The 14,505-nt window shown below is 42.4% G+C and carries 15 protein-coding genes; 1 reads left to right on the top strand and 14 read right to left on the bottom strand.

The genetic code is table 11. The features are described 5' to 3' along the window. Positions 1 to 33: 33 nt before the first annotated feature. From P3L40_RS20265 to P3L40_RS20205, 13 genes are all read right to left on the bottom strand, one after another. Positions 34 to 678, bottom strand: coding sequence for a phosphate propanoyltransferase (locus tag P3L40_RS20265; protein ID WP_004259030.1), 645 nt, complete (start codon positions 676 to 678; stop codon positions 34 to 36). Further along, positions 675 to 1,112 (bottom strand): BMC domain-containing protein, encoded by a 438-nt coding sequence (locus P3L40_RS20260; protein ID WP_047757251.1) that lies wholly within the window; start codon positions 1,110 to 1,112, stop codon positions 675 to 677. Before P3L40_RS20260 ends, P3L40_RS20265 begins: the two co-directional genes overlap by 4 nt. Positions 1,113 to 1,125: 13 nt before the next feature. Next, complete coding sequence (gene cutD, locus P3L40_RS20255) at positions 1,126 to 2,076, bottom strand: choline TMA-lyase-activating enzyme (RefSeq protein WP_004259033.1); 951 nt, start codon at positions 2,074 to 2,076, stop codon at positions 1,126 to 1,128. Between the two features lie 87 nt (positions 2,077 to 2,163). Then, positions 2,164 to 5,595, bottom strand: a complete 3,432-nt coding sequence (cutC, locus tag P3L40_RS20250; protein WP_094961556.1) for a choline trimethylamine-lyase — start codon at positions 5,593 to 5,595, stop codon at positions 2,164 to 2,166. 58 nt (positions 5,596 to 5,653) lie between these two features. After that, entirely contained in the window at positions 5,654 to 6,784 is a 1,131-nt protein-coding gene (locus tag P3L40_RS20245) for a 1-propanol dehydrogenase PduQ (RefSeq protein ID WP_004259053.1), read from the bottom strand. Between the two features lie 7 nt (positions 6,785 to 6,791). Beyond that, the gene (locus P3L40_RS20240) at positions 6,792 to 7,049 is read right to left on the bottom strand and encodes a EutN/CcmL family microcompartment protein (RefSeq protein ID WP_004259057.1); all 258 of its coding nucleotides are present in this window, start codon (positions 7,047 to 7,049) and stop codon (positions 6,792 to 6,794) included. Between the two features lie 26 nt (positions 7,050 to 7,075). Next, positions 7,076 to 8,707 carry an acetaldehyde dehydrogenase (acetylating) gene (locus P3L40_RS20235; protein ID WP_136135367.1) on the bottom strand — a complete coding sequence of 544 codons (1,632 nt, stop codon included), beginning with the start codon at positions 8,705 to 8,707 and terminating at the stop codon, positions 7,076 to 7,078. 70 nt (positions 8,708 to 8,777) lie between these two features. Continuing rightward, positions 8,778 to 9,056, bottom strand: coding sequence for a BMC domain-containing protein (locus P3L40_RS20230; RefSeq protein ID WP_004259063.1), 279 nt, complete (start codon positions 9,054 to 9,056; stop codon positions 8,778 to 8,780). Positions 9,057 to 9,071: 15 nt separating this feature from the next. After that, positions 9,072 to 9,356: a BMC domain-containing protein gene (locus tag P3L40_RS20225; protein WP_004259066.1), complete on the bottom strand. Its 285-nt coding sequence runs from the start codon at positions 9,354 to 9,356 to the stop codon at positions 9,072 to 9,074. A 20-nt stretch (positions 9,357 to 9,376) separates the two neighbouring features. Beyond that, positions 9,377 to 9,655, bottom strand: coding sequence for a BMC domain-containing protein (locus P3L40_RS20220; RefSeq protein ID WP_004249182.1), 279 nt, complete (start codon positions 9,653 to 9,655; stop codon positions 9,377 to 9,379). 635 nt (positions 9,656 to 10,290) lie between these two features. Continuing rightward, a complete protein-coding gene (locus P3L40_RS20215; RefSeq protein ID WP_004259073.1) occupies positions 10,291 to 10,809 on the bottom strand; it encodes a FidL-like protein in 519 nt (172 codons plus the stop codon). Continuing rightward, complete coding sequence (locus P3L40_RS20210) at positions 10,806 to 11,648, bottom strand: transcriptional regulator (RefSeq protein WP_165880772.1); 843 nt, start codon at positions 11,646 to 11,648, stop codon at positions 10,806 to 10,808. The genes P3L40_RS20215 and P3L40_RS20210 overlap by 4 nt, the downstream gene beginning before the upstream one ends. A gap of 79 nt (positions 11,649 to 11,727) precedes the next feature. Further along, positions 11,728 to 12,300: a TetR/AcrR family transcriptional regulator gene (locus tag P3L40_RS20205; RefSeq protein ID WP_036958231.1), complete on the bottom strand. Its 573-nt coding sequence runs from the start codon at positions 12,298 to 12,300 to the stop codon at positions 11,728 to 11,730. Between the two features lie 303 nt (positions 12,301 to 12,603). On the opposite strand from P3L40_RS20205, the gene P3L40_RS20200 reads away from it, so the two are divergent. Next, entirely contained in the window at positions 12,604 to 13,161 is a 558-nt protein-coding gene (locus tag P3L40_RS20200) for an NADPH-dependent FMN reductase (RefSeq protein ID WP_136135365.1), read from the top strand. Between the two features lie 240 nt (positions 13,162 to 13,401). On the opposite strand, the gene potD is transcribed toward P3L40_RS20200, so the two are convergent. Continuing rightward, positions 13,402 to 14,451 (bottom strand): spermidine/putrescine ABC transporter substrate-binding protein PotD, encoded by a 1,050-nt coding sequence (gene potD / locus P3L40_RS20195; protein ID WP_094961560.1) that lies wholly within the window; start codon positions 14,449 to 14,451, stop codon positions 13,402 to 13,404. Positions 14,452 to 14,505: the final 54 nt, after the last annotated feature.

The raw sequence follows: 14,505 nt of genomic DNA, 5'->3' as shown, positions 1-14,505 counted from the left end.
CGATCAGTTTTTCGTTCATTCTGCCACCACTCCTTAGCCCGCGATAAATACGCTATCGTTATTGCGTAAGCCCGCGGCATTTGCTTCATCGGTATCAATATGAAACTCAAGAGAAAAGCGTTCATCCACTCTCACGACAACTTCATCAAACACTAAGCTGCGTTCACCTTCAGTACGGATATTCACCTTTTGCCCATTCACCACATTTAATGCTCTTGAGTCCATCACACTCATATGAATATGACGCTGAGCACAAATAACCTGCGACTCAAGATTGACATGCCCCGCTGGGCCAATCAGTAAAGCATTGCCTGAACCTGCCATGTCACCTGACTCTCTTACCGGCGCTTTTATACCAAGCGCAAAGCAGTCGGCCTTAGACACTTCTAATTGCGTTTTTGGGCGAACAGGCCCTAGTACTCTGACTTTGCTAATCGACCCTTTTGGTCCCACCACCATGACGCATTCTTTCGCCGCAAATTGCCCGGGCTGTTTTAAATCTTTAAATGGCGTCAGCTGATATCCTTGGCCAAACAAGGCTTCAACGTCCTGTTGTGAAAGATGAACATGGCGGTTAGATATTCCGACAGGGATAGCAATGTTGGAAACGCTGCCTTGTGCTGGTGTATAGGCTGAAAGCCGCTCCAATATTTTCCCCATTAATTGCTCATTCATCATGATTTTTTCCCTTTACGCGGGTCATTCTTGATGTCTTTCACATTGATGTCGGTTTTAACTTCAACCACAGGCGCTTCTGTTTTAGCCTCAACAACCGCTTTTTCCACTAACTTTTCTGCTTTTACTTCTGGCTGAAGACTTTTCTCTAACTCACCTTTTTTACTTTTCACTGTTAGCAATTTACTGATTACGCTTTCTTCAGGCCGCGCAATCACTAATGAGCCGACGAGTAGCTGACTATTGGCGATCACTTCAATACCATGGTCAACTGCGGTGCGAACAGCACTGATTTCGCCTTGGAAACAAACGGATACCAGTCCAGAGCCGATTTTTCGATAACCTACAATTTCTACACTGGCGGCTTTACACGCCGCATCAGCAGCCTGTATTGCGGATGTCAGTCCCCGAGTTTCAATTACGCCTAAACTTTTCATCTGTCTCTCCTACTTAGTGACGAACCAGTCGAATATCGAAATCAAATTGTTTGAAGAATGCTTCAAGTTGGTCTAATTCTTCTGCACTATAGGTTGGGTCTTGCTTAACAGGATAAATCATATCCAGTTTGTCGTACTTACCGCGGCCCAACTGGTGATAAGGCAGAATATCGATGCGTTTTACATTGCCGCGTTTGGATAATTCCATCGCATAGTTAATCGCCCCTGTAATGGCATCAAACGAGTCGTTATAGCCACGAACTAATGGCATTCTGACAACCACGTTCGCGCCGAGATCAATCAATCTTTCGAGGTTGCGGCGAACATTTTCATTGCCAATACCGAATAGATTTTTATGCTGCGCAGTATCAATATGTTTAATGTCATAGAGGAATAGGTCGACAACTTCAGCTAACTTTTCATAGTTTTCTAACGATGTTGTACCTTGGGTTTCTATTGCGGTGTTGATCATCATTTTTTTACACTCACGCAGTAGAGCGACTGCAAAATCGGTTTGTAGGCTCATTTCGCCTCCACCGATTGTCACACCACCACCGGAAGAAATATAAAAATCATAATCTTGCATGATGATATCCATCATTTCGGCCACAGTGACATCTTTACCCATGATGTCTAATGCACCGCCAATGCATACTTCTTCACATTTACGGCAACCGATACAATCAATGCTGCGATTCACGCGGTGAATTTGCTCACCTTGCTCATTAATAGTTTTGTAGTGGATCCCTGTCGGGCAGACATCAACGCATTTCCCACAATTGACGCATTTATCGTGGGAAAACATCACTTGAAACTGGCTACTTAACCCTTCTGGGTTAGCGCACCATGGGCAACGAATATTGCACCCTTTTAAGAAAATCAGTGTTCGGATACCGTCGCCATCATAAATCGAGTATTTTTGGATATTAAATATCCGACCTTTAATCTCTGCCGCGCTCATCATTGCACCTCTAACACTATGTTTATAAATCAGAATTTATTATTGTTGTTATAAAATGGCAGGTATAAATTCATACCTGCCTACATGGGTTTAGAACTTCTCAATTACAGTACGGCTAATAATTTCATCTTGAACTTCTTTACAGAGTTCAACGAAGTAGGCGCTGTACCCCGCGACACGAACGATTAAATCACGGTATTTTTCAGGCTCTTGCTGGGCTTTTTTCAGCATTTCGTTATCGACATAGCTGAACTGCATTTGACCGTTTCCTAAGATAGACGCGGTTCTTAGCAAGGTGATTAAGCCGTGGCGGCCTTCTGGTGTGTCCAATAAGCCTTTTAAGAACTTAAAGTTATGCACCATGCCAATGTTCATCGTTTCAACATTCATTTTACTGATTGATTTAATGATGGCGGTTGGGCCTTGTTTATCCGCACCTTGTGTTGGGCTGATACCATCGGATAACGGCATCCACGCCAAGCGACCGTTGGCACTTGCTGCGGTTAACTCACCAATCGGCGTGTTGTTGGAGATGGATAAAGTTCCGTGACTCAGTGTTGAATACAACATGTCGTACTTACGACACTCACGCTCTGTCCACTCCGTAATATCGAGTGCGTATTGGTCAACATAGTCATCATCGTTACCAAATTTAGGCGCATTTAAGCAGTCACGGCGTAATTCGTCATAGCCTTCAAAGTTAGCTAATAATCCATCACGAATTTGCTCAAGGGTGTAGCGGCCATCTTCATAAACCAATTTGCGAATCGCGACAATGGAGTCAACATAGGTTGCAAGACCAGAGAAAATCAGCCCTGGGCCGTGGTTGATCATCGCCCCACCCGCTGCAACGTCTTTCCCTTTTTCCATACAGCCTTCCACTAGCAAAGACATTAAGGGTTTTGGTGCCACATCACGGTGAACTCGCTGGCTGATAACGGTACCGATAGCGGATAAGCGAATAATATGAGCAATCTGCGCTTTCACTGCATTATCAAAGTCTTCGAATGTTTTCAGGTCACGTAAATCACCGGTATCTAAGCCTTGGTAGCTATCGAATAGCACCATGCGACCACGGTTTAATACAAACTCAATCGCGATTGGCCATTGGGTGTAACCAGTTGATGTCCATTGATAAATACGGCCTGATTTCTGTGGCTCAACACAGCCCATCAAACAGTAATCACGCGCATCTTCAAAATCGAAGCCTTTACGCAACATCATTTTGATGTGGGAATCGTCGAAGTGACAGGCAGGGAAGCCCATTCCGGCTTTCACGACATCAACGATTTTTTCCATGTATTTCTGTGGTGATTGGTTATGAATACGACAAGCCAACGATGGCTGATACACTTTAACGAAACGAACCGCGTCCATAATTAAGTAAGTCAAATCGTTACAAGCATCACCACCAGAACGTTTTTGTCCACCGACGGTGAGGTTGATAAATGGCTGATAACCTGCAAAATATTTCGCACCCAGCTCACTCGACATCCACATTAACTCAGCACACTTGATAATAAATGCCTGCATCATTTCTAATGCTTGTTCTTGGGTTAAACGGCCTGTTTTGATGTCGTTTTCATACATTGGGAAGCAGTACTGGTCGAGACGTCCCAAAGAAAGACCTGTTTGGTTTTCTTCGATTTCAAACAATGACTCAACAGTCCAAATGCTTTGTAATGCTTCTTGCAACGTTGTCGGTGGGTTCGCTGGCACGTTTTCGTTGACTTGTGCGATAGTCAGCAATTCTTCGCGACGTTTTTGGTCTGACTCCAGCACGGCTAATTCACGAGCATGCGCAGCAATACGGTGTGAATACGCCACTACCCCTTCACAGGTTTCAATTGACGCTTTATAGAAATAAATACGGTCAATATCTTCTGGGTTTTCCATGCTTAACTCAGCCAGTTTCGCCTGAGCATCTGCTTTAATGCCATTCATTCCTTTGGTGAATAACAGCACGTCATAACCCGGACAAGTATCTCCACCACCGTTGATTTGGTGATAAGACAAATCACTGACAAACGTTTCACCGCTGAATTCCCATACCCCCGCTTCGCGGTATTGAGCCTCACAAATTTCATCCAATGAGCGCCCTTCCCAGAATGGCGCGATTTCCTCGCGGATCACTTTTTTGTCTTCTTCTGAGATAACAAATGGATCTTGTGGGCGCGTACTCATGGTATCGAGTTCTTCGACCACCCAGCGCCATGCGATATCTGGAGAGAAAGCACCCGCACGGGCTTTACCACATGGATGGCCTACAATCAGTTCTTCCGGCTGAATTAAGATTGGCGCAGTTTCACAAGCGCGGCGGAATGCTTTCGCACGCAATAGAATTGGCGGTAAACCAGGGTTATTTTTGACAACTTCAGTGAAGGCGAGTGCACGATAGATAGACACACTTGGGCGTGCTTCTAAGTAGCGGTTACGCAAGCGTTGTAAGCGAGGCGTTAACCCTTCCATCACTTTGAATTCAGTTTCCGCTTGTGCCGTTGGAGCAACATAGCTGGCATTTGGCGCGGCGTATTGCGGCTGAATGCTGTTTTTTCCGCAATATAAACGAACTTTTAAGCCGTTATTGATGGCACTGATGTTTTCATGAGCAGATAACATCATAGCTGATAATTCGTTAATGCATACACGAGGGTCATTCAGATAAATGCCGTCTTTTAATGCATCGAACATTGGGTAGCCATCGACTTGCTTGGTTGAGCGAACTTCAGAGAGCTCAGCCAGTTTCAACCATAAACTTTCTACAATCTCATAAGCTTGTGCTTGGGTTAAGCGGCCTTGTTCAATATCGCGTTGGTAGAATGGGTAAACTGCTTTATCGAACCCCATTGGGTTAACGGCATAGCTACCATTTTCTAAATGCAGGATAAGTTGCAGTAAATAGAACGCTTGGCAAGCTTCTTTGAATGTTTGTGCTGGTTTTGCTGGCACATTACGTAAAATTGCTGCGCTTTCTTGTAACTCTGCGCGACGGTATTGATTAGACTCTGCTGCTGCCATGCTCTCTGCTTTAGACGCTAAAGCTTGCGCAAAATGGATAGCGGCATCACATGCGTAAATTGCCGAGCGGCAGTTATTCGCCTCATCAATACTATTACGGCTAACTGCACTGCCGATATTTCTAACTTTATTTTCTAATTGCGCTTTGATAGCTAAAAAACCGATGTTTAATACCGCTAAGTAATCGGGTGCATCAATGGCGCTATCGCCAGCTAAAAACGTATAAATGCTGTGGCTATTGATTTCATTTTCAGTATGGAAAATCGCCCCACGAGGCGTTGATGATTGGCTACCAATAATCAACTCATCTTGGGCAATAAATGCAGGAAAATGACGGATAAATTCATAAAAACGTTGTGCAGGTTTAATCGCCTGCGGTGCGCCAGACAGTTGGTTTCCAAGCGCTTCTAAAATATTGGCACGTTCAGTAATAATTGAGCTATTGCGGGCACTTAAGCGTTCAGCCAGCATTTTTACGCGTGGGGTCAAAGCATATTTATTCATGTTAGCCTATCCTGATGTTCTTTCTAGTTTGTTGTTCATCACATAAAAGCGTTAACTGTTAAAAAGACTGTCTATACAGCACTTCCAGTTGCACCTTGCTCACATCCCGTGGATTGGTCGGAGTGCAACTATCGCGCAGTGCTTGCCCAACCATTTCCCCTAAACGGGCGTTAAAATCGAATTCATTAATACCGGTTGCTTGAATGCCTTTTGGCATATTCATTTCATCTTTCAATACGTTGATTGCCATAATTAAGCTCTCAACGCCTTCACGTATTGTTGAAGCAGGTAAATTCAAGTTTCTTGCAAGACTCGCGTAACGTTTCGCGGCTTCGCTATCACAGCGGCCTTCAAAATCCGCATTGAAAGCCACGACTTGAGCCATCAATAAGGCATTGGCACGACCATGTGGAATATGAAATACGCCGCCTAATGCATGGGCTAAGCTGTGAGTTATCCCAAGTGATGCGTTAGTAAAGGCCATACCGGCAATACATGAAGCGTTGTGCATTTTTTCGCGTGCCACTAAGTTGCTACCGTCGCGATAACAATCAATTAAGTGACCAAAAACCAATTGCACTGCTTTTTCTGCTAAGGCATCCGAAAAATCAGATGCGGTGCGAGAAACATACGCTTCCAGTGCATGACACAGCACGTCCATACCTGTATCTGCAGTAATCGAAGCTGGTACGGATTTCACCAGTACAGGGTCTAAAATGGCGACATCTGGCAGCATGAATTCGTCAACTAAAACCAACTTTTCAGACTGTGACTTGATGACTGAAAATGAAGTCACCTCTGAACCCGTCCCACTGGTGGTTGGGATCGCGATAAACTGCGGTTTGACTCGATTGACGTTTTTTCTGGTGTGCCAGAGGGAGTAAATAACAGCTTTCGCAGCATCAATCACCGACCCACCACCGAGTGCAATCACCACATCTGGATATTGCATATCCATGATTTTCATGCCGTTAACAATGGCTGAAATGTCTGGGTCCGGCACAACATCGTCGTAAATCGAAAATGTGATGCCACTTTGGGTTAGCCTGCGAGTGACTTCATCAGCTAAGCCAAACTTCACCATCGCTTTGTCAGTGACGATAAAGGCATGGTGAGCACTCATTTGTGAGATAAAATCCAATGCGTTAGCACCGAATTGGACTTTAGGTTTAATCAAAAACTGGTTCATGCTGTTTTTACTCCTTGGTATAAACCTTCTCAACAATGGCAACCACTGACATGGCTTTGTAATTGTCTTTATTCAAAGCGAAGTAAGCTTCAGCTAACACAATGTCGTTAATACCTGCGCCAACACTGTCGACTGCCACATACGTTTTGTTTTTCAACGGTTCAAGGTCATCCCCTAGCTTGGTAACCATTAATAAGTTACTGCCGCTAAGTTCTTGGCATTTCTGCGTTGCAACAACATGTCCGACTACCTTTGCGAGGATCATGGTTTATACCGCCTTATTCCAATGAGTTACTTATTTAGGCGTCCGAGAACAGCCTTGATGATTTGCTCAACATTTTCTTCAGTGATATCACCTTGAGAAACCACCGCCTCAGCAGTCGCAGCCGTTGTTACAGTGCTGCCAAATCGGTTATCGCCAGTTGGGTTAGCCGCGGCTGGTGATGCTGCCGTAACAGGGTTACGGAAACGGTTGTCATCAAAAATACTCACTTGCGGTTGATTTACCGAAGTTGATGCTGTTGGCTGTGCAGGTGCACAAGGCTGAGCTGGCTGTCTTAAATCATCAATGGAACGTACGCCATAACCGACTTTACGGATGTTCAGCAAGTTCATCGGGCCGACGTTATCTGAACTAGAACCGCCACCAACTGCCCCACAACCGAGCGTTAAAGCCGGTGTGATATTGGTCGTTGCACCAATTCCGCCCAGTGCCGCTGGTGTATTGATCAAAATACGATTGACGGGTTTTTCCAGAGAGAATTGACGAATAACATCTTCGTTCTGCGTATGGATCACCAAGGTATGACCGAGGCCTTCGTTGGTCAGTAAGTCAACCACACGATGGCAAGCTGACTGCCAATCTTCCTCGATATACATCCCTAAAATTGGGCATAATTTTTCGCGGGAGTATGGGTTTTTCGGTGATACGGTGTCTTGTAAAGCAATCAACACACGTGTGTTAGCCGGAACAGTGAAGCCTGCACGTTGACTCAGTGTGATAGCATCTTTACCAACGACTTCAGGGTTGATAGTACCGTTCGCTCTAAGCAACATGGATGCCATGCGTTTCGCTTCATCTTCATTCATGAAGTAAGCGCCTTGAGCGAGCAGTTCACGATGAACTTCGTTGTAAATGCAGCGTTCTACAATGATCGATTGTTCTGAAGCGCAAATGACACCGTTATCAAAAGTTTTACTGGTGATGATGTCACTCACCGCTTGCTTGATATTGGCACTACGTTCAATAAATGCAGGGCCATTACCTGGACCACCGCTGATGGTTGGTGTACCGGATGCGTAAGCAGCGCGTACCATGCCTTCACCTCCCGTTGCCAAAATTAAAGAAACGTCTTTGCTGTGCATCAGCTCTTTCGTTGCTTCAAGAGTTAGCATCGTGACGCCATCGACAATTCCTACTGGCGCCCCCGCTTCTAATGCGGCTTTTTTGACAATTTCTAATGTGCGGAAACTGCAAGCTTTGGCATTTGGATGAGGGGAAAAGACAATGGCATTACCCGCCTTCAAGGCAATCAACGTTTTGTAGATGATGGTAGATGTTGGATTAGTAGAAGGAACTAACGCCGTGATCACACCAAGAGGAACCCCCACATCCATGACTTTGTTGACTTTGTCATCATTAATGATGCCAACGGTTTTGAGATCTTTAATGTGTTCATAAACACGCATTGAAGCAAAAGTGTTTTTCAGGACTTTATCTTGCCACTTACCGAACCCAGTCTCTTCATTGGCCATTTTTGCCAGCTCTTCTGCATGAAGTGCGGACTCAATTGCAATGTGTTTAACGATATTATCGATTTTTTCCTGCGAAAATGTCGCAAACTCTTTCTGCGCTTGTTTCGCGTTTCTAACTAGCTCTCTTGCCAGTTGTCTGGATTGCAGATCTTTGTCTAATGCAACCATGTCTTCCCCCGTATCGGAGCCAAAATTAATTCATTAACTTGTCGTGTGATTGGCTTTATCAGCCAATTACTTAGGCTTTGTGTTGCTGTGCAATTTTGCCAATATCGTTGTGTGGTCTCGCAATCACGCGTGAAGTCACCACGGTTCCGATACGTTTTGCAGCCTCAACACCTGACTCAACCGCTGCGTTAACGGCACCGACATCGCCTTTAACCATCGCTGTTACCAGACCTGAGCCAACATTTTCATAACCGATTAACTCAACATTTGCGGCTTTACACATGGCATCAGCAGCTTCAATACAAGCCACTAAACCTTTGGTTTCAATTAGACCAAGTGCTTCTTTCATAAGTAATTTCCTGTTTTATTCCGTGACTTTATACTGGGCGACGATTTTCTGAATATCACTATGAGGACGAGCGATAACCAGTGATGTCACGACGGTGCCAATACGAGAGGCGGATTCAACACCTGAATCCACGGCAGCTTTCACCGCACCTACATCGCCTTTGACCATGGCGGTAACTAAACCTGACCCAACATTTTCATAACCAATCAGCACAACATTTGCGGCTTTACACATCGAATCTGCAGCTTCAATACAAGCCACTAACCCTTGAGTTTCAATAAGACCTAATGCGTCACCCATGTTTTTTCCTCCGGAAAAAGTTATGCCTTATGCTTAATAACGATTTTATTGATATCGTTGTGTGGACGAGCAATGACTAGTGAAGTCACAACTTCACCAACACGCTGTGCTGATTCAACACCTGAATCGACGGCTGCCTTGACTGCTCCGACATCGCCTTTAACCATTGCAGTAACGAGGCCTGAACCGACATTTTCGTAACCAATTAGCTCTACATTCGCCGCTTTGCACATCGCATCAGCCGCTTCGATACAAGCCACCAGACCTTTTGTTTCAATAAGACCTAATGCATCACCCATTGTTGTTTCCTCCGAGAAGCCTTCTTTATTTTTCTTTACCTTCGATATTCCAAGCTAATGTGTCCGAGTACATGTCCCTTGAAATATCTGGGTAATCATTTACGCCAATGGTGTCTGCGCGGTGATCTATTGAACGCAGCCTTTGGCTTCAAACTCACTATAGAACCGAAAAATAAAAACAAAATATAAATCCACAAAACGATAATATTTAGTTTTTTAATCTAAAAATTAGAGTTGTTAATTAAGCTATTTACATATTCATACTGAAAAAATTAAAAATTCACGTATCTGTGTTGCAGATAAAAATGGGCTAAATAAAGATTTAGCGTTAGCTAGGTAGATTGTTAATAAAATATTATTGAGCTGATAAAGGGGGGTAATTTGTGAAATGATAACTGTGGGTCTGCTCACTCGGTTATAAGCTTTGCCTACATCAGATATCCGCGAGTTAGGTTCTAACCAAGAGATAGTCTACCTGTCATGATGTCAATTTATAGCTAAATTGAGGATATTGCAGTTTGTGAATACCACAGCAGGGAATACGACAAAATAGGAAATAAAAGGAAGTGGGATTGTCAGTTAACGATGAAGTGAACGGCTTCACCGCTAAGCTTATTTATTTAATGAGAACTGAATTAATCAAATTTGCTGCCAGGCTTTAACGTGCAGATATAAAGTGGAGAGTTAATTGAACTGAGTAATAAAGCTTTGTCATTGAGCTTTTGGGCATTAAGAAATAGCCCGTCATGGCTATCTGACATTTCTCGCATAAAGTAATCAAATATCACATCTGGTGATTCATCAATAGAAGAAGCACTTGCTTCCCATTGACTGATATTATAATGGCGCTCTGTGGGAGAAACTCGTTTTGTTGTATAACTAAATTTCACATAGCGCTGTAAGTACAACCAGCCCGCTTTAGAATCGGTATATCCTTCAACAACGATGGCTCCTTTGCCATTGGCACCAAAATTGAAATGAATATTGCCATTAACGTTTTCATCCTGCATATTTTCAAAACGCATAATGCCTTTTGTCGAGCACATTAATAAACCATCTTGTTTATTGGAAAGTAAGACCGATTGAGTGTAAATCACAACAATAATAAATAGCAAAAAGCTCAGTAAGCATAATACTTTTCCTGATATCTTCATGATGGTTTCCAAGAATAGTAAAAGTAATTATCGCAATAGCTAAATGGGTTATCTTCATTTACTGCACAATGCGCAAGAAATACTCGACCCAATCCATTAGTCTGCAATTTATCTCCATAGAAAAAAACAAACCGTTCTTTCTCGGCACAGGCTAAATTTAAGTTATTTCTAACCTTATCAAAATTTTGTACATAGTTTAGTGCGACAGAGTTATTGATCATTTTTTCATTCGATAGCACATCACAATTAGTGTGCTCAAGTACTGTCATCTTAATCGGTACTGACGGCTGGTTTGATAAATAAGCCATGACCGCGAGTAAAACGGAACACAGCAAAAAGACACCGCTAGCGAGATACCAACAGATTTCTTTTTTTTCTGGCGTCAATGTTGATTCTATTTTTTTGAGGTCTACAGGCTCAGAGATAGGTTTGGGAATTGGAGATAAAACAACCTTAGCCTCTTCTATTTCACTTAAGCTAGGGATTAACTCAGAGGGAGGAATTTTAATATCATCAATTAATTCAAGTGAAACATCTGAATTAAACTCTAATCGCCCCCTCGCCACCGTCACAATAATATTTTCAATACCATATGGACGAAATGCTTTTCTTAATATACTTAGATATTGGTTTAAATTACTGTTCGATGAAACTAATCCATTATCATCCCATACCGCTTTTAACACCTCATCTCGGGAAACAACACCTCTGTGTTGAATAAAATAAAACAACAACGCATTAGCCGTTATCGACAGTTGTGCATCCACCTCATCTTCTTTTAAAGATAAAGTGCCATCAACTGCATCATATAGAATGAAAGCATTGATTTTATATTTCACTGTCGCCTCATGTGCTTATTTTATGAATAAAATTGCACTATCATTACCACTATTATTTTTACTTACGTGCTATTTTTACTTATGGAATTTGTTCAAATGATATTGTCGTTAACCGGCTAACAATCGCATCACGTTCTTGCTGTGATAACGTTTCTCCCTCAGTCAATGACGAAAGCCACAACCCATCAGCCGCATAACGCACTAACGCGCCTAAATAACTGTTATCGAACTCATCCCCCTTTTCCAAATGGTTGGTTACCCAATCTCGCCAGCACTGACGTAACACTGGCTCAGTTGGCATAGCCAAAGACAATAACGCGAGCTGAAAACTTTCATCAGATTCTTTTAACTCACCAATATAGTGCAAATAAGCACGAGAAAACCGCCCATAGGGATTTGGGTCATTATCCATAATGGTATGTATTCTCTCATCCATAATCCCCAGCAATTGCACAAACAGTGCATGAATAAGCTCTTGCTTCGTTGGGAAGTGGTGCATTAACCCGCCTTTGCTAACACCCGCTTCCCTTGCCACTGCATTAAGTGAGAGTGAAGAGATCCCTTCTCTGCCAGCAATAATACGAGCAGCTTTCAGTAACTCCACTTGAAGCTTAATAGGATCTTTTTTTCTATGCTGAGCAGATTTATTCATGCAATGAATGATACCGACCAGTCGGTATGTTTCATTTTGACTAAAATCAAGTAACCCTGATTTGTTCATGGGTAAATCTAAATAGTGGAAGAGGACTCACAATATCGAATTATGATAAGTTGTAACTCCATAATTAATTTAAAAATATCAAATATTTTTGATGTTTAGTTATCTATTTTAATTTCACTTAGTTTTGCACATCCTCAGATTATGATGTTTAATAGTGAGAGTGAAACAATGCTCTATTCAATAAATAGCGGTTTGCAGTATTCCTAATTAACTCCCCGTGAAAGAGGTTTTATCATGTCAAATCAATACAATATTGGTGTCATTGTGGGTAGTTTGCGCGCTGATTCATATAATTTAGTTGTCGCTAAAGCCATGACTAAATTATTCCCCACAAATTTCACGTTTAAATTTATCAATATTGGTGAACTCCCTCTCTATAACCAAGATGCAGACCAAAATGTGCCTCCTGTTGTGGCTAATTTCAAATCTCAAATTAAAGCCTGTGATGGCATTATTTTCGCCACCCCAGAATATAACCGTTCAATGCCTGGCGTATTGAAAAATGCGATTGACCAAGGCTCTCGCCCATGGGGAGATAATTCATGGGATGGCATCCCTGCAGGAGTGCTAGGGGTATCTATTGGCAATATTAGTACGGCTATTGCACAACAACATTTGCGTAATAGCTTGGCATTTTTGAATATGCCGACAATGAACCAACCAGAGTGCTATTTGAAGTGGTATGAAGGAATGGTTGATGAACAAGGTAATATTTCACCCAAAAGTAAAGATTTCCTACAACCGTGGGCAGATACCTTTGTGAAGTTTGTTGGTCATAATGCCAAACGTTAGCCATTAAAAAAGGCATCACAATCGTGATGCCTGAGGTTGTTGACAAAGCGGGATAAAAGCGTGGTTTTTCCCACTTTGTGTTATCAGCCGAAAATCAATAAATTGATTTTCCTAATTTATTTTCAAAACCTATTCGACTTGCCGCCAAACATAATATGTTTGTCAGCAGTCTGAGGCATCACAATCGTGATGCCTTTTTATTATCTTCAAACCCTATTTAGCTTGCGACTAAAACAATAATTAACGTCCTGCTTTTAGCTTTTGGAAATACTCTTCATAAATAATATTGGTATTCCCCACATCACTTTGCCATTCGCCTTTTTGCAGAACTTCTTCACTTGGGTAAAGTGATGGGTCATTAGCAATTTCAGCAGGTAATAATTTTTTAGCTTCTAAATTTGGTGTTGGGTAACCAATAGATTCAGCCACTTGAGCCGCAATTTCTGGACGCAATAAGAAATTAATTAACTTATGGGCCCCTTCCACATTTTTGGCATTAGCAGGGATAGCTAAGCTATCCATCCAGAAAATCCCACCTTCTTTTGGCCACACCACTTCAATCGGTAAGCCAGCTTGCCGCGCGACGAATGCAGAACCATTCCACAACATTCCCACATCAACCTCACCTTCAATAAATGGTGTTGCTGGGTTGTCAGAGTTAAAGGCTAAAATATTTGGGCGTAATTTTTGCAGCTCTTTATACGCCTCTTCAATTTGTTTCGGATCAGTCGTATTACCTGAATAACCTAATTTAGTGAGCGCAACTTGGAAAACTTCCCGTGCATCATCCATCATCAGCAAGCTATTTTTATACTCAGGTTTCCAAAAATCCGCCCACGAGGTGACAGACTGTGGGTCAACAGCTTCACCATTAATACCTATCCCTGTCGCACCCCAAATATAAGGCACTGAATAATCATTATTCGGGTCAAATTCTTTATGGATTAAGTTTGGGTCAAGGTTTTTAAAATTGGTTAATTTGCTTTGATCAATCTTTTGTAGCATTCCTTCTTTACTCATTTTGGCAATAAAATAAGTAGAAGGCACCACCAAGTCATAAGCCCCTTCTTTATAGGTCTTTAACTTGGTATACATGCTTTCGTTTGATTCATAGGTGGAGTAAATCACCTTGATGCCCGTTTCTTTGGTAAATTGCTCTAATAAACCAGGGGGAACATATTCTGTCCAGTTATAGAAATACAGTACGTCTTTGTTATCGTCAGCGGCAGTTGCCGTGCCAATACTTGCAGCCATTAACCCTGCTGCCAGTAGATAGGACCATTTTTTCATTACTGAGTTTCCCTCAACAAAGTGTTTTTATCCCTTAATGCATCAAGTAACCAC

The organism is Providencia sp. PROV040 (genome assembly GCF_032706145.1).
Lineage (GTDB): Bacteria > Pseudomonadota > Gammaproteobacteria > Enterobacterales > Enterobacteriaceae > Providencia > Providencia hangzhouensis.
Note: the sequence above shows the minus strand (reverse complement) of the source record. Positions and strands in the feature narration are given on the sequence as shown.